At 49.6% G+C, this 17,137-nt stretch carries 11 protein-coding genes and 1 rRNA gene; 10 read left to right on the forward strand and 2 right to left on the reverse strand.

Going from position 1 to position 17,137, the window contains the following annotated elements; translation table 11 throughout:
- A 16S ribosomal RNA gene (locus NNO03_RS08165) occupies positions 1-75 on the reverse strand; the annotation flags it as partial.
- A 615-nt stretch (positions 76-690) separates the two neighbouring features.
- Here NNO03_RS08165 and NNO03_RS08170 point away from each other — a divergent pair.
- The 5 genes from NNO03_RS08170 (at position 691) to NNO03_RS08190 (ending at position 7,653) form a co-directional block, all read left to right on the forward strand.
- Positions 691-2,322, forward strand: a complete 1,632-nt coding sequence (locus NNO03_RS08170) for a sensor histidine kinase (protein ID WP_271442868.1) — start codon at positions 691-693, stop codon at positions 2,320-2,322.
- A complete protein-coding gene (gene dcuR / locus NNO03_RS08175; protein WP_005132485.1) occupies positions 2,319-3,038 on the forward strand; it encodes a two-component system response regulator DcuR in 720 nt (239 codons plus the stop codon). Before NNO03_RS08170 ends, dcuR begins: the two co-directional genes overlap by 4 nt.
- 751 nt (positions 3,039-3,789) lie before the next feature.
- Positions 3,790-5,130 (forward strand): anaerobic C4-dicarboxylate transporter DcuB, encoded by a 1,341-nt coding sequence (dcuB, locus tag NNO03_RS08180; protein ID WP_048213861.1) that lies wholly within the window; start codon positions 3,790-3,792, stop codon positions 5,128-5,130.
- 96 nt (positions 5,131-5,226) lie between these two features.
- Positions 5,227-6,873, forward strand: coding sequence for a class I fumarate hydratase FumA (gene fumA / locus NNO03_RS08185; RefSeq protein WP_137382873.1), 1,647 nt, complete (start codon positions 5,227-5,229; stop codon positions 6,871-6,873).
- A gap of 147 nt (positions 6,874-7,020) precedes the next feature.
- Positions 7,021-7,653, forward strand: coding sequence for a DUF2238 domain-containing protein (locus NNO03_RS08190; RefSeq protein WP_271449266.1), 633 nt, complete (start codon positions 7,021-7,023; stop codon positions 7,651-7,653).
- A gap of 54 nt (positions 7,654-7,707) precedes the next feature.
- On the opposite strand, the gene NNO03_RS08195 is transcribed toward NNO03_RS08190, so the two are convergent.
- A complete protein-coding gene (locus tag NNO03_RS08195) occupies positions 7,708-9,063 on the reverse strand; it encodes an alpha-glucosidase/alpha-galactosidase (RefSeq protein ID WP_271449267.1) in 1,356 nt (451 codons plus the stop codon).
- Positions 9,064-9,332: 269 nt separating this feature from the next.
- On the opposite strand from NNO03_RS08195, the gene melR reads away from it, so the two are divergent.
- The 5 genes from melR (at position 9,333) to eptA (ending at position 17,133) form a co-directional block, all read left to right on the forward strand.
- Positions 9,333-10,265 (forward strand): transcriptional regulator MelR, encoded by a 933-nt coding sequence (gene melR / locus NNO03_RS08200; protein ID WP_271449268.1) that lies wholly within the window; start codon positions 9,333-9,335, stop codon positions 10,263-10,265.
- Positions 10,266-10,539: 274 nt separating this feature from the next.
- Positions 10,540-12,807, forward strand: coding sequence for an arginine decarboxylase (adiA, locus tag NNO03_RS08205; RefSeq protein ID WP_271449307.1), 2,268 nt, complete (start codon positions 10,540-10,542; stop codon positions 12,805-12,807).
- Between the two features lie 314 nt (positions 12,808-13,121).
- The gene (locus NNO03_RS08210) at positions 13,122-13,883 is read left to right on the forward strand and encodes an AraC family transcriptional regulator (RefSeq protein WP_137382902.1); all 762 of its coding nucleotides are present in this window, start codon (positions 13,122-13,124) and stop codon (positions 13,881-13,883) included.
- Positions 13,884-14,010: 127 nt separating this feature from the next.
- A complete protein-coding gene (gene adiC, locus NNO03_RS08215) occupies positions 14,011-15,348 on the forward strand; it encodes an arginine/agmatine antiporter (RefSeq protein ID WP_137382877.1) in 1,338 nt (445 codons plus the stop codon).
- Positions 15,349-15,495: 147 nt separating this feature from the next.
- Complete coding sequence (gene eptA, locus NNO03_RS08220; RefSeq protein WP_271449269.1) at positions 15,496-17,133, forward strand: phosphoethanolamine transferase EptA; 1,638 nt, start codon at positions 15,496-15,498, stop codon at positions 17,131-17,133.
- The last annotated feature ends 4 nt before the right edge of the window (positions 17,134-17,137 follow it).

The raw sequence follows: 17,137 nt of genomic DNA on the forward strand, positions 1-17,137 counted from the left end.
GTGCTACCGTTCGACTTGCATGTGTTAGGCCTGCCGCCAGCGTTCAATCTGAGCCATGATCAAACTCTTCAATTTAAGTTTGATGCTCGTGAATTAAACTTCGTAATGAATTACGTATGTTCACTCAAGAGACTTGGTATTCATTTTTCGTCTTGCGACGTTAAGAATCCGTATCTTCGAGTGCCCACACAGATTGTCTGATAAATTGTTAAAGAGCAGTTGCGACGCGCTTTAGCGCTCTGTCGCGAGGTGGCGTATATTACGCTTTCCTCTTTCAGAGTCAACCCTGAATTTCAGGATTTTTCTCTTCAACCGGACCGGCTGTTTGTGTGAAGTGATTCACATCCGCCGTGTCGATGGAGGCGCATTATAGGGAGTTTCCCTCAGCCCGCAACCCTTAAATGACAGAAAAATGACTGACTGCTGCAATCCCCAGCAAAAGCCCGCCTTATACCCATTTACACACAGAGTTATCCACAAAGCCGTCAATATTTCCTGCATCACATCCCGGAAAAAGAAGAAACCAACCTTGAATTCTCTTTTCCATATAGAAAGAAAATAACGGATGCCCGTTTTCTACTACATATATAAGAAGGGATGGCGGCGGGAGCGCCCGGATCCCCTACTACCTTTGAATTACGTACCTCATCAGGCGATAATACCCGTACAAATAGTGATTCCAGGACTGCGATGAGACACCCTCTGCAACGAACTGCTATACGCAAACGCCCGATGAAACTCGGCACAACCGTGATCCTCATGGTCAGTGCTGTCCTCTTCTCTGTGCTGCTCGTCGTTCATTTGATTTACTTCTCGCAAATCAGCAACACGACACGTGATGCATTAGCAGACAAAGCACTTGCGGTAGCGCGAACGTTGGCAAACTCTCCTGAAATCCGCGAGGGGCTCAAGAAAAAGCCTGAGGACAGTGGTATCCAGGCAATTGCTCAGGCGGTAAATAAGCGCAACGATTTTTTATTCATCGTTGTCACGGATATGAAAAGCATTCGTTATTCACACCCTGAAGCACAACGTATCGGCCAACCGTTTAAAGGTGACGACATCCTGTTGGCGTTACAGGGCAAAGAGAACGTTGCAATTAATCGCGGCTTTCTGGCTAAAGCGCTACGCGTTTTCACCCCCATTTATGACGAACATCACCAGCAGATTGGTGTTGTGTCGATTGGTCTCGAGTTAAGCAGGGTCACCGAACAGATCAATAACAGCCGCGGCAGTATCTTTTGGTCCATCTTATTTGGCGTTCTGGTTGGGTTACTCGGTACCTGGGTATTGGTGAAGGTTCTCAAACGCATTCTGTTTGGTCTGGAGCCTTATGAAATATCCAACCTGTTCGAACAGCGCCAGGCGATGCTGCACTCTATAAAGGAGGGGGTCATTGCCGTTGATGATAGTGGTGAAGTCACACTGATAAACCAGGCCGCTCAGGAGCTGCTGGATTACCGTAAGTCGCAAGATGATGCCCAGCTCTCCACACTCAGCCATGCGTGGTCTCAAGTCGTTGATCTTTCGCAGGTGCTACGTGATGGAACGCCACGCCGTGATGAGGAGATCACGGTGAAGGACCGACTGCTTTTAATCAACACCGTTCCCGTACTGAGCAATGGCAAAATCATCGGGGCAATTTCAACGTTCAGAGACAAGACAGAAGTCCGTAAACTCATGCAACGTCTGGATGGTATGGTCAACTATGCCGATGCACTTCGTGAACGATCCCACGAATTCATGAACAAGTTACACGTGATTCTGGGATTATTGCACCTGAAAAGTTATAAGCAGTTGGAAAATTACATCATTAAGACGGCCAACAATTATCAGGAAGAGATTGGCTCACTGTTAGGCAAAATAAAATCACCGGTGATCGCTGGCTTTTTACTCAGTAAGATTAATCGCACATCTGATTTAGGTCATAGCCTGATCATTAGTAATGAAAGCCAGTTGCCGGAAAACAGTAATGAAGATCAGGTGGCGGTGTTGATCACCGTACTGGGTAATTTGATTGAGAACGCCCTGGAGGCGCTAGGTCAAGAACCGGGGGGAGAGATCAGCGTATCCTTACATTATCGACACGGCTGGTTGCATTGCGAAGTGAATGACGATGGTCCAGGGATCGCCCCCGAACACATCGACCACATCTTTGAGAAGGGCGTCTCGTCAAAAGGAACCGAGCGAGGCGTCGGTTTAGCACTTGTGAAACAGCAGGTTGAAAACGTTGGCGGCAATATTTCCGTCGAATCCGAACCTGGGGTCTTCACCCAATTTTTTGTACAGTTACCGTGGAATGGTGAGAGGGCCAGCAGATGATCAATGTCTTAATTGTCGATGACGATGCAATGGTAGCGGAGTTAAACCGCCGTTATGTCGCGCAGCTGTCTGGTTTTCATTGCTGCGGAACGGCCTCAACTCTCGAAAAAGCCAAAGAGATCATCTTTCATGGCGAACATCATATTGACCTGATTCTACTGGATATTTATATGCAGAAAGAAAACGGTCTGGACCTGTTACCCATTCTGCACAGCGAAGGCTGTAAATGTGATGTCATCGTCATCTCCTCCGCCGCCGATGCAACAACCATCAAAGACTCACTCCACTACGGTGTCGTTGACTATCTGATCAAACCGTTTCAGGCCTCACGCTTTGAAGAAGCCTTAACCAACTGGCTCCAAAAGAAAACGGATATGGAGAAGCACCAGTACTATGAACAGTCAGAGCTTGACCAACTGATTCATGGTAGCTCTTCCAGCGAGCAGGAAACGCGGCGCTTACCCAAGGGGTTGACACCACAAACGTTACGCACGCTGTGCCAGTGGATTGATGAGCACCAGGACCAGGAGTTCTCCACAGATGAGTTGGCTAACGAGGTTAATATCTCCCGGGTCTCATGCCGTAAATACCTTATCTGGCTCGTCAATTGCCATATCTTATTTACCAGCATCCACTATGGTGTTACTGGCCGACCGGTTTACCGCTACCGCGTTCAGGCAGAGCATTACTCATTACTTAAGCAATACTGCCAATAAAACTCTCCCAGGGATTATTCGTTATATAAAAGTAACAATTATTAAAATAATGAAAAATCCCTTTTCATCCCGCTAAAACAGATAAATAGTGAATTTGCGTTAGATCAAATATATTTGTATCAGACATGTTAAATTTATTATTTTGTTATTGATAAACATCACACTGTTTTTAATTTCAAAATCGCTAACAAAAGTTAATTAAGTATTAACTAACTCACAGAGTGTGTATTTTTACTCCTAAAGGATTAGTCTGAATTTAATCAGACATAAAAATCTAGACTGGTAGCAATGGAGACCATGCTACGTACTATGGACACCGTACATTTTTGTGAGCAAATAAACGTATCCGTACGCCAGATTCATTACCACATGACATGGCGTGACCGCGATCACATAAAAAATACACTCACCTTGTATACCGGTGTTTCACGTAATAGCGGACAACGTAGAACCGACGGTCAGCACCCAGAAAACCGGTGTAAGCCAGCCAAACTACAGCGTCAGCCGCAGCGCTTCATAACCAGCCCGACTTCCCATCGCCTGAGGATTCTTTCCTCCGATCAATGCCATAGAAAAAAGCTAAATACTTCCAAAAATTTATAAAAACATTCTAGCCAGATATTTAAACATTAATCGCAAATACGGACATATCGAATACTGACCATTTTTTGATGCTTATTCCGGCAAAAAAGAATGTGCCACAGATCCATTTTTCAAAAAATTGACTGGGTTTTTCGCGAGGGTAAATAAAATGTTATTTAGTATACAACTTCTCATAATATTAATATGTTTGTTTTATGGCGCCAGAAAGGGCGGTATCGCGCTAGGTTTGTTAGGCGGTATCGGCCTGGTTATTCTGGTTTTCGTGTTCCATCTCCAGCCGGGTAAACCCCCTGTCGATGTAATGCTGGTTATTATTGCCGTGGTGGCCGCATCTGCAACCCTGCAAGCCTCCGGCGGTCTTGACGTTATGCTGCAAATAGCTGAAAAGCTGCTGCGTCGTAACCCAAAATACGTTTCTATCGTTGCACCATTTGTTACCTGTACCCTGACTATCCTGTGCGGTACCGGTCACGTGGTGTATACCATTCTGCCGATCATTTATGACGTCGCCATTAAGAACAATATTCGCCCGGAACGTCCGATGGCGGCGAGTTCTATCGGTGCACAGATGGGGATTATCGCCAGCCCGGTTTCCGTAGCCGTTGTCTCGTTGGTTGCGATGCTGGGTAACGTGACATTTGAAGGCAAGCACCTCGAATTCCTCGACCTGCTCGGCATCACCATTCCATCTACCCTGCTGGGTATCCTGGCTATCGGTATTTTCAGCTGGTTCCGTGGTAAAGATCTGGATAAAGACGAAGAGTTCCAGAAGTTTATTTCCGTACCTGAAAACCATCACTATGTGTATGGCGACACGGCAACGCTGTTAGACAAAAAACTGCCGAAAAGTAACTGGCTTGCCATGTGGATCTTCCTCGCAGCCATCGCCGTTGTTGCCGTGCTCGGTGCCGTATCTGAACTGCGCCCTTCTTTTGGTGGCAAACCGCTGTCAATGGTACTGGTTATCCAGATGTTCATGCTGCTGACTGGCGCATTGATTATTATCTTAACCAAAACGAATCCCGCATCTATCTCAAAAAATGAAGTCTTCCGTTCAGGTATGATCGCGATTGTTGCGGTGTACGGTATTGCCTGGATGGCCGAAACCATGTTCGGTGCGCATATGTCTGAAATTCAGGGCGTACTGGGCGAGATGGTGAAAGAACATCCGTGGGCCTATGCGATCGTCCTGCTGTTAGTCTCCAAGTTTGTAAACTCTCAGGCTGCAGCGCTGGCGGCTATCGTTCCGGTCGCACTGGCTATCGGGGTTGATCCAGCGTACATCGTTGCTTCTGCTCCGGCATGTTACGGTTACTACATTCTGCCGACCTACCCGAGCGATCTGGCTGCTATTCAGTTTGACCGTTCAGGTACCACCCACATTGGTCGTTTCGTTATCAACCACAGCTTCATTCTGCCTGGTTTGATCGGCGTAAGCGTATCCTGTGTCTTTGGTTGGGTCTTCGCCGCAATGTACGGTTTCCTGTAATCACACTTCGCGTGCCGTCCGCTATGGTGCGGCACGCCACCTTTAAGACGCAGAGAATTTTTAAATTCCTGATAAAAATGAAAAGGCTGGAAGCAAATGTCAAAAGTTGAATTCACTTACCAGGCGGCTTTCCCACTGGGGGAAGACAAAACTGAGTACTACCTGCTGACATCCGATCATGTCAGCGTCGGCGAGTTTGAAGGCGAGTCAATCCTGAAAGTAGCACCTGAAGCACTTACGCTACTGGCCCAGCAAGCCTTCCACGATGCCTCCTTCATGCTTCGCCCCGAACACCAACAGCAAGTCGCCTCCATACTCCATGATCCTGAAGCCAGCGAAAACGATAAATACGTTGCGCTGCAATTCCTGAGAAACTCCGAAATCGCCGCCAAAGGCGTATTGCCAACCTGTCAGGATACCGGCACGGCCATTATCATGGGTAAAAAAGGCCAACGCGTCTGGACCGGTGGCGGTGACGAAGCGGCGCTCTCCAGAGGCGTATTTAATACCTATATTGAAGATAACCTGCGCTACTCGCAAAACGCGGCGCTGGATATGTACAAAGAAGTGAATACCGGCACTAACCTGCCTGCGCAAATCGACCTGTACAGCGTGGACGGCGACGAATATAAATTCTTATGCGTGGCAAAAGGCGGCGGTTCTGCTAACAAAACCTATCTGTATCAGGAAACGAAAGCACTGCTGACGCCCGGCAAACTGAAAAACTTCCTGGTTGAGAAAATGCGTACGCTGGGGACTGCAGCTTGCCCGCCGTACCATATCGCATTTGTGATTGGTGGTACGTCAGCAGAAAGCACCCTCAAAACGGTGAAACTGGCCAGCACACACTACTATGATGCGCTGCCGACTGAAGGTAACGCTCACGGTCAGGCATTCCGCGATCTGCAGCTGGAACAAGAGCTGCTGATCGAGGCCCAGAAACTCGGCCTCGGCGCCCAGTTTGGCGGGAAATATTTTGCTCACGACATCCGCGTGATTCGACTGCCTCGCCACGGCGCATCCTGCCCGGTAGGCATGGGCGTTTCCTGCTCCGCAGACCGTAATATTAAGGCCAAGATTAACCGCGAAGGTATCTGGATTGAAAAACTGGAACATAACCCAGGCCAGTACATCCCGGAATCTCTGCGCCAGGCCGGCGAAGGCGAAGTGGTTAAAGTTGACCTTAACCGTCCGATGAAAGAGATCCTTGCCCAGCTTTCTCAGTACCCGGTATCCACCCGTCTGTCGCTGAGCGGTACAATCATTGTGGGTCGCGACATCGCCCACGCGAAGCTGAAAGAACGTATCGAGTCCGGCGAAGGTCTGCCGCAGTACGTGAAAGATCACCCGATCTACTACGCAGGTCCGGCGAAAACGCCGGCTGGTTACCCGTCCGGTTCTTTGGGTCCAACCACTGCGGGTCGTATGGACTCCTATGTTGACCTGCTGCAGTCCCATGGCGGCAGCATGATCATGTTGGCAAAAGGTAACCGCAGCCAGCAAGTGACCGACGCCTGCCATAAACACGGCGGCTTCTACTTAGGTAGCATCGGGGGTCCGGCAGCTGTACTGGCGCAGCAGAGCATTAAGCATCTGGAATGCGTGGAATACCCGGAGCTGGGAATGGAAGCTATCTGGAAAATCGAAGTTGAAGATTTCCCTGCCTTCATCCTGGTCGATGACAAAGGCAACGATTTCTTCCAGCAAATCGTGAGCAAACAATGCGCTAACTGCGCGAAGTAACCTATTCGGCCCGGCACTGGACTGACACCAAATTTTTGGTGCCAGCCCAGTGATCCCCCCGGGCCAACTTTATCCCCCCATTAACTGGCGTTGAATTTTCGCCGTTCACAGTGAATAGTAATATTTTCCATTACTTGTGAATTCGCCATGCTCCGCACACTGAATCCTGTAATACTGAACACTGGCGCTATAGTGCTGGCGCTGATCCTTATCTACACCGGCTTCTGCGCCACCGAGAAATTAACCTGGCTGATGGAAGTTACGCCGGTCATTATTGTTGTGCCAGTACTGCTCGCCACCATGAGGCGTTATCCGCTGACCCCCATGCTCTACACGCTCATCTTCTTTCATGCCATCATTTTGATGGTTGGCGGCATGTATACCTACGCCAAAGTCCCCATTGGTTTTGAAGTGCAGACGTGGTTGGATCTCAGTCGCAACCCCTATGACAAACTGGGCCATTTTTTCCAGGGACTGGTGCCAGCCCTGACGGCAAGAGAGATTTTAGTCCGCGGCAATATTGTCCGCGGCCGCAAGATGTTAGCGTTTTTAGTCTGCTGCGTAGCACTGGCAATCAGCGCCACTTATGAGCTCATTGAATGGTGGGCGGCACTGGCGATGGGACAAGGCGCGGATGACTTCCTGGGTACGCAGGGCGATCCATGGGATACCCAGTCGGATATGTTCTGCGCCCTGCTCGGCGCGCTAACGACGGTGCTTGTGCTGGCGCGAGTTCACTGTGTACAGCTACGTCGCTACAGGTTAGTAAGCGCTAACTAAATATACATACTGCCGGATGTCGATAACGTGCATCCGGCAGACGCTAAATGGACCTTATCGATGCAACCAGGCCGGCAACCACTCGCCGTGTGCGTCAATCAGATCATCCACCAACGCATAAATCTCCTCAATCCCTAATACCGCAGCGGTATGCGGATCCATCATCGCCGCGTGATAAACACGATCGCGATTCTCCGTCAGAATAGCTTCCGTCAGCAGGGTTTGAACATTGATATTCGTTTGCATCATCGCCGCCAGATGAGACGGGAGAGCACCCACTTTTGTCGGCTGAATACCATTGGCATCAACCAAACAAGCCACCTCGACACAACAGCCCTGCGGCAGGTTATCGATCAAGTTGTCGTTACGAACATTGCCATACACCACGCTGGGTTCTCCGGTCCAGATAGCGTTCATGATTATGCTGGCATATTCCCGTGACGGTTTGATATCAATGCGCGCCGTCGTTTTGTACGCTCCCAGCTCTTTATGCCAGTTCGCTAGCTGCTCTACACAGCGCTTCGGATATTCATCCAGCGGAATCTTATAGCGCTCAATCAGATCTTCACGACCCGGTTTGATAAACCACGGCGTGTATTCAGCAAAGTGTTCCGACGACTCGGTGACGAAATACCCCAATTTTTTGAACATTTCATAACGCACAATGTTCTGGCAGCGAGTATTGCCGTGGATATTCGGTTTCGGGACCAGTCCTGCTTCATAAGCTGCCAGCAGTTCCGGATAGAGATCGACATAGGTCCCATCAGCCGTTTTACGCTCCAGTTGCAGATAAAACGCCATATGGTTGATCCCGGCGCTGCGATAGCGCAAAAAAGTAGGGTCGATATCCAAATCACGGGCCAGCTCCTCCGCCGTTCCCTGCACCGAATGACATAACCCAACCTGTTTAATATGCGGATAGCGTGCATACATTGCCCAGGTGTTCATCGCCATGGGATTAACATAATTAAGCAGGGTGGCATGCGGGCAGACGTCAGTCATATCCTCACAAATCTGCCATAAATGCGGAATCGTACGCAGTGCGCGCATAATGCCACCAGGCCCCAACGTGTCGGCTATCGTTTGTTCCAGACCGTGGCGCTTACACACGGAAAAATCGGTCACGGTACACGGCTCGTAACCGCCGATCTGGAAGGCGACAATTACAAAATCGGCATCCTGCAATGCCGCTTTTTGATCGGTATAACAAGTGATCTGGCCGCAAGCGCCAGCCGAGTCCATCAGCTTACGCACCACAATATGCGACTCTTCCAGGCGGACGGCATCGATATCCATTAAAGCAATATGCGCGGATTTCAGCGCATCGCGGTGAAAGACATCTCCGAGAATATTCTTCACGAAAATCGTCGATCCCGCGCCGATAAAAGTAATTTTGGGTGCAGACATCATGACTCTCCAGAGCGTGGGGTGATGAACGTCATGGTGGCATGAGGATGCGAGAAAAACGTCCGGCTTCTGCACTGAGTACTCCCAAAAACTCAGTTCGCCTTTTCGCCCGGATGAAAACTGAGTTTCTGGGACAATTTTTACCAAAAAGCAGAGTATCCGGGTTCAAAAAAGCACACTACCCGGTAATGGTGACCTGATTTGCGCGCCGATTCGCAGTCTTATCCGCTGAAAAATGGCATGATTCTGAACAATCAGGAACTGGAGCTACCATGACCACGCCGCCAATCTCAGCGCTTCCCCCCGATCCGCACATGTGCAACAGCGATGAAAAACAAACCCGTAGCCCACTGTCGCTGTACTCGGAATATCAACGTCTCGATATCGAACTACGTGCGCCGCACGCCATGACCACCAGCCACTGGCATGGACAGGTGGAGGTTAACGTACCGTTCGACGGCGATGTGGAATACCTGATCAATAACGAAGTGGTGCAGATAAAACAGGGCCATATCACCCTGTTTTGGGCCTGTACGCCGCACCAGTTAATACGACCTGGTGCCTGCCAGAACATGGCTATCTTTAATTTACCCATGCACCTGTTTCTCTCCTGGCCGCTGGACCGTGAACTGATCAACCACGTCACTCATGGTATGGTCATCAAATCACAAGCCTCTCAGCAACTGAGCACCTTTGAAGTTCAGCGCTGGCAACAGGAGCTGAGCAGCCCGAACGAACAAATTCGCCAGCTTGCCATCGATGAAATTAGCCTGATGCTCAAGCGGTTTAGCCTCTCCGGCTGGCAGCCAATCCTGGTCAATAAAACCGCGGGCACGCACAAAAACAGCGTTTCACGCCACGCGCAGTTTTACGTGAGTCAAATGCTTAGTTTTATTGCCGACAACTACGATCAGGCGCTCACCATCAACGATGTTGCGGATCACGTGAAGCTCAACCCCAATTATGCGATGGGGATTTTCCAGCGCGTGATGCAACTCACCATGAAGCAGTACATTACCGCGATGCGTATCAACCACGTTCGCGCATTACTGAGCGACACCGACAAAACCATTCTGGACGTCGCCCTGACCGCCGGGTTTCGCTCCAGCAGTCGTTTTTACGATACTTTCAGCAAATTTGTCGGCATGTCACCACAGCAGTACCGCAAACTGAGCCAGCAACATCGACAATCGATGGCCGGTTAAGCGCCGGATGGCGCAAACACATGCCCACTGACAGCACTTCCCATCAGGCAATATCAGTATCAGCCAAAAAAATAATTCCCCTGTCGATAAACAGTGCCGAAAAACTGCCTTCGTTCAATACCAATTGATTGTTTATAAAGGAATAAAAAAAAATAAGCTCATTTCTCGACCACTTTACAGCCCAATTCGTCAGGATAATACTTGCCTGCGTCACATTCATACGGTGTGTCTGCAATCCATACATTGCAACCTCTCCACTACCGGGTAAAAGATGATGAAAGTATTAATTGTTGAAAGTGAGTTTCTGCATCAGGACACCTGGGTTGGTAGCGCTGTCGAGCGTCTGGCTGATGCCTTAAGTCGCCAAAATGTTACCGTCATTAAGTCCACCTCATTCGACGATGGCTATGCCATCCTCGCGGCAAATGAAGCCATTGATTGCCTGATGTTCAGCTATCAAATGGAACAACAAGATGAACACCTGAATGTCAGGCAATTGATCGGCAAGCTCCACGAACGCCAGCAAAACGTCCCCGTTTTCCTGCTGGGCGATCGGGAAAAAGCCACTGCATCGCTGGATCGCGATCTGCTGGAGCTTGTCGATGAATTCGCCTGGATTCTCGAAGATACCGCTGACTTTATCGCCGGGCGCGCCGTTGCTGCGATGACCCGTTATCGCCAACAACTGTTACCGCCGCTGTTCAGCGCGCTGATGAAATACAGTGACATCCACGAATATTCCTGGGCAGCCCCTGGTCATCAGGGCGGCGTGGGATTTACTAAAACACCGGCCGGTCGTTTCTATCATGACTACTACGGTGAAAACCTATTCCGTAGCGACATGGGTATTGAACGCGCGTCACTGGGTTCGCTGCTTGACCATACTGGCGCGTTTGGTGAAAGCGAAAAATATGCCGCGCGTGTCTTCGGCGCTGATCGTTCATGGTCCGTGGTGGTCGGTACTTCTGGCTCTAACCGCACCATCATGCAGGCATGCATGACTGATAACGATGTGGTAGTGCTGGACCGTAACTGCCATAAATCCATTGAACAAGGGCTCATTCTTACCGGGGCAAAACCGGTGTACATGGTGCCAAGCCGCAACCGCTACGGCATTATCGGGCCTATCTACCCGCAGGAGATGCAACCTGAAACATTGCAGAAAAAAATCAGCGAAAGCCCGCTGACGAAAGACAAAATAGGACAGAAACCGTCATACAGCGTTGTAACCAACTGCACCTATGACGGTGTCTGCTACAACGCAAAAGAGGCGCAGGATCTGTTAGCCCAGACCAGCGATCGCATTCATTTCGATGAAGCCTGGTACGGCTATGCGCGTTTCAACCCGATTTATGCCGATCACTACGCTATGCGTGGTGCACCTGGCGACCATAGCGGCCCAACCGTTTTTGCCACCCACTCGACCCATAAGTTGCTGAATGCGCTCTCTCAGGCATCTTACATTCACGTCCGTGAAGGTCGTGGAGCGGTAAATTTCTCCCGCTTTAACCAGGCGTACATGATGCATGCCACCACGTCTCCGCTGTATGCCATCTGTGCATCAAACGACGTGGCAGTTTCCATGATGGACGGTAACAGTGGCCTGTCGCTCACCCAGGAAGTGATCGATGAAGCCGTCGATTTCCGTCAGGCGATGGCACGGTTGTACAAAGAATTCACGGCTGAGGGCGACTGGTTTTTCAAACCGTGGAACAAAGAGGTGGTTACCGATCCGCAAACCGGAAAAACCTATGACTTTGCGGATGCCCCCACTCAACTCCTGACGACCGATCAGAACTGCTGGGTAATGCGTCCTGGTGAATCCTGGCATGGGTTTAAAGACCTGCCAGATAACTGGAGCATGCTGGACCCCATTAAAGTCAGTATTCTGGCTCCAGGTATGGGTGATGATGGTGAACTGGAACAGACCGGTGTTCCGGCGGCGCTGGTTACCGCCTGGCTTGGCCGCCACGGCATCGTACCGACCCGTACCACCGATTTCCAGATTATGTTCTTGTTCTCTATGGGGATCACCCGTGGTAAATGGGGCACGCTGATTAACACGCTGTGCTCTTTCAAACATCACTACGATGCCAATACCCCGCTCTCACAGGTGATGCCGGAACTGGTAGAGGAACATCCTGACACTTACGCAAACATGGGTATTCACGATTTGGGCGACACCATGTTTGCCTGGCTGAAAGAAAATAACCCAGGTAGTCGACTCAATGCGGCCTACTCCGGCCTGCCTGTTGCTGAAATGACCCCGCGTGAAGCCTATAACGCGATAGTCAGCGATAACGTTGAGATGGTGGCTATTGAAAATCTGCCGGGCCGTATCGCAGCTAACTCCGTCATTCCTTACCCACCAGGAATTCCGATGCTGCTGTCCGGGGAAAACTTTGGCGATGCCAACAGCCCGCAGATTAGTTATCTACGTTCGTTGCAATCCTGGGATCATCATTTCCCTGGCTTTGAACATGAAACCGAAGGAACGGAAATTATTGACGGTGTGTATCACGTCATGTGCGTGAAAGCCTAATGTCGCTTTTTAGATAGTCTATTTTTTATAAGGTTGACGTGTGATGGTTGAGTAATTCCTGAGTATTGCTGCAAAACAATAACATTGTCATACCTTTTGCGCGGGACCACCCCGCGCTTTTTTTATACGCAAATAGTACGTTGCCACTTGCGTAAAAAATTATGTACATGCCAAGAAACCCTACAGATATTGTAATTACTAAAAATCACGCTATTTTATCGCTTGTCTTGATTCATCATACAATTTTTTTAGCCGCTATTACTCAGCAGGTGTTGAGTTACGGTATTTGATATTCATATTCCGGGAGTTTGGGTATGAGGCTTTGCAGCAAAGAAGCTTGTGTTGTTGTATTAACGGAGAAAGATGTTTGGTTAAGGATTAACGGTAAAGAAGCCATCAGTTTAAAAGCTAACCACATGGCTCTGGTGGCGTGTGATAATAATATTATCGACTTCTCTTCACTTAATAACGCACTGGTCGTACATATCAGTCGCGATGTCATTAAAGACTATCTACGATTTTTAAATAAAGATCTTTCACAGATCCCTCTCTGGCAACGTAGCGCCAACCCAGTGATGACCGCCGTCTGCCTGACGCCGGATGTCTTTCGGGTTGCCGCTCAACACAGCGTAATGGAAACGCAAAACGAAGGCGAAAATGAGCGTACCCGCTCACTACTGTTCACCGTATTATCGCGTTTTCTCGACAGCAAAAAGTTTATCTCCCTGCTTATGCATATGTTACGCAATCGCATCAGCGACAGCGTTTACCACATCATTGAGAGCGATATTCATAAAGACTGGAATTTAAGCATGGTCGCCAGTTGCTTATGTCTGAGTCCCAGTTTGTTAAAGAAAAAGCTCAAAAATGAAAATACAAGTTACAGTCAAATAATAACCACGTGTCGTATGCGTTATGCCGTCAATCAATTAATGATGGACGGGAAAAACATTTCACAGGTATCTCAGCTGTGCGGATATAACAGTACTTCATACTTTATCTCCGTATTCAAAGAGTTCTATGGAATGACGCCACTGCATTATGTCAGTCAACATCGGGAACCCTCCGCTGCCTGATTTTTGATCATTTAGCGATGAGCCATAATAATATCAGCATTGGCGATACCCCTGTTCCGCCATCATAAAATAGTCTTCTGAAGAGGTATGATGTGACGTCATTTATCCTTATCAGGAGTTAAAAAATATGTCGACGGATGCTGATGCTCACAAAGTGGGCTTAATCCCCGTCACCCTTATGGTGTCGGGGAATATTATGGGTTCCGGTGTATTCCTGCTACCCGCAAACCTGGCGTCAACTGGCGGGATTGCAATCTACGGATGGTTGGTCACTATTATCGGTGCCCTGGCACTGTCGATGGTGTACGCCAAAATGTCGTCCTTAGACTCCAGTCCCGGTGGTTCTTACGCTTATGCACGCCGCTGCTTCGGTCCCTTTTTAGGTTACCAGACTAACGTCCTGTACTGGTTGGCCTGCTGGATTGGTAACATCGCCATGGTCGTTATTGGTGTGGGTTACCTGAGCTATTTCTTCCCCATTTTAAAAGATCCGCTGGTCCTGACGCTCACTTGTGTCGTTGTACTGTGGATCTTCGTCTTGCTGAATATTGTCGGTCCAAAAATGATCACTCGCGTGCAGGCCGTTGCGACGGTACTGGCGCTGGTACCGATCGTCGGGATTGCCGTCTTCGGCTGGTTCTGGTTCCGCGGTGAAACCTATATGGCAGCCTGGAACGTCAGCGGAATGAATACCTTCGGCGCAATCCAAAGCACCTTAAACGTAACCTTATGGTCGTTCATTGGGGTTGAAAGCGCCTCTGTTGCCGCCGGTGTGGTTAAAAACCCGAAACGTAACGTCCCTATTGCCACCATTGGCGGGGTGCTGATTGCCGCCGTCTGCTACGTTCTCTCAACCACGGCGATTATGGGTATGATCCCTAACGCTGCGCTGCGCGTGTCAGCCTCACCGTTTGGTGATGCTGCACGAATGGCACTGGGTGATACCGCTGGTGCCATTGTCTCCTTCTGTGCAGCAGCTGGGTGCCTTGGCTCACTGGGCGGCTGGACGCTGCTTGCCGGCCAGACCGCAAAAGCGGCAGCCGATGACGGCCTGTTCCCACCGATTTTCGCTCGCGTCAACAAAGCGGGGACACCAGTTGCCGGGCTCATTATCGTCGGGATCCTGATGACCCTCTTCCAGTTCAGCAGCATGTCGCCAAACGCCGCAAAAGAATTTGGTCTGGTATCTTCCGTCTCAGTTATCTTCACGCTGGTGCCTTATCTGTACACCTGTGCCGCTTTGCTGCTGCTGGGACACGGTCACTTTGGTAAAGCGCGTCCGATGTACTTACTGGTGACCTTCGTGGCATTTGTCTACTGCATCTGGGCAGTGGTGGGTTCTGGTGCCAAAGAAGTGATGTGGTCGTTCGTGATGTTGATGGTCATCACCGCGCTGTATGCGCTCAATTACAACCGGATCCATAAAAACCCGTATCCTCTGGATGCCCCGACCAACAATAATTAATGCCTGTAAGCGTCGTTGCCCGATGACATAAGCGCATCGGGCCTACGCATCACACACCCCACCAGTACCTGCTAACATTAAGAACTTAATGTTGGCTTAATTTTACTTTGAGAGGATCCGCTCCACTTAGTCGATGGAACCCCCTTAATGTTAAAGCTCCTGTTTAAAAGACCGACTCTCGGGCAAATCAGCTGGCTATTGCTGATCTCATTTTATCTTGCGACCTTCCTGAACATCGCGTTCTACAAACAGGTACTGCAAGACCTTCCGCTGGATTCACTGCGCAACATCCTGGTGTTCTTATCGATGCCGGTTGTCGCGTTCAGCGTCATGAATATCGTGCTCACGCTGGCCTCCTTCCTGTGGCTTAACCGCCTGGTCGCGTGCATCTTCATTTTGGTCGGGGCGTCCGCCCAGTATTTCATCATGACCTACGGCATCATCATCGACCGCTCGATGATCGCCAACATGATGGATACCACACCGGCTGAAACCTTCGCCCTCATGACACCGCAAATGCTCCTGACGCTGGGACTGAGCGGCATTCTGGCCGCCATCGTTGCCTGCTGGGTAAGAATCAAACCCATTACGCCTGCGCTGCGCAGCGTGTTGTATCGCGCTGCGAATATCCTGATATCGGCACTGCTTATCGTGCTGGTCGCCGCCTTCTTCTATAAAGATTACGCGTCGCTGTTTCGTAATAACAAAGAGCTGGTTAAGTCCCTCAGCCCGTCCAACAGCATCGTGGCAACGTCATCCTGGTATTCACACCAGAGGCTGGCCAACCTGCCGCTGGTACGTATTGGCGAAGATGCGCATCGCAATCCAGAAATGGTGAAAGGAAAACGTAAGAACCTCACTATTGTGGTGCTCGGTGAAACGTCACGCGGCGACAACTTCTCTCTGTCCGGTTATTCACGTCAGACCAATCCGTTGCTGGAAAAAGATGATGTCGTTTATTTCCCGCGTACAACATCCTGCGGTACAGCGACAGCTGTTTCCGTACCCTGCATGTTCTCCGACATGCCACGAGCGCACTACGATGAAGAGCTGGCCCACCATCAGGAAGGCGTACTCGATATCATCCAGCGGGCGGGAATTAATGTTCTGTGGAATGATAACGACGGCGGCTGTAAAGGTGCCTGTGACCGTGTACCGCATCAGGATATGACTGCACTGAACCTACCAGGACAGTGTATTAACGGTGAATGCTACGATGAAGTTCTGTTCCACGGACTGGAAGAGTACATTAATAACCTGAAGGGCGACGGCGTGATCGTGCTGCACACCATCGGCAGCCATGGTCCAACCTATTACAACCGTTATCCGCCACAGTTTAAGAAATTTACCCCAACCTGCGATACCAACGAAATTCAAACTTGTTCGCAGCAACAACTGGTGAATACCTACGACAATACCATCCTGTACATTGACTATATTGTTGATAAAGCGATCAATATACTGAAAGCGCATCAGGACAATTTCACCACCAGTCTGGTTTATCTTTCCGATCACGGTGAATCCTTAGGAGAAAACGGCGTCTACTTGCACGGTCTGCCATATTCGATTGCACCTGACACACAAAAACATGTACCGATGCTGTTGTGGCTTTCAGAGGACTATCAGCAACGCTACCAGATTTCTCAAACATGTTTGCAGAAACGGGCCAGCTCAGAAGATTTCTCACAGGATAATCTGTTCTCAACCCTGCTGGGATTAACGGGCGTACAAACCAAGTATTACCAGTCAGCAGATGATATTCTGCACCCATGCAAGGGAGGCTAACCGA

This window comes from Citrobacter sp. Igbk 16 (assembly GCF_028069755.1).
Lineage (GTDB): Bacteria > Pseudomonadota > Gammaproteobacteria > Enterobacterales > Enterobacteriaceae > Citrobacter.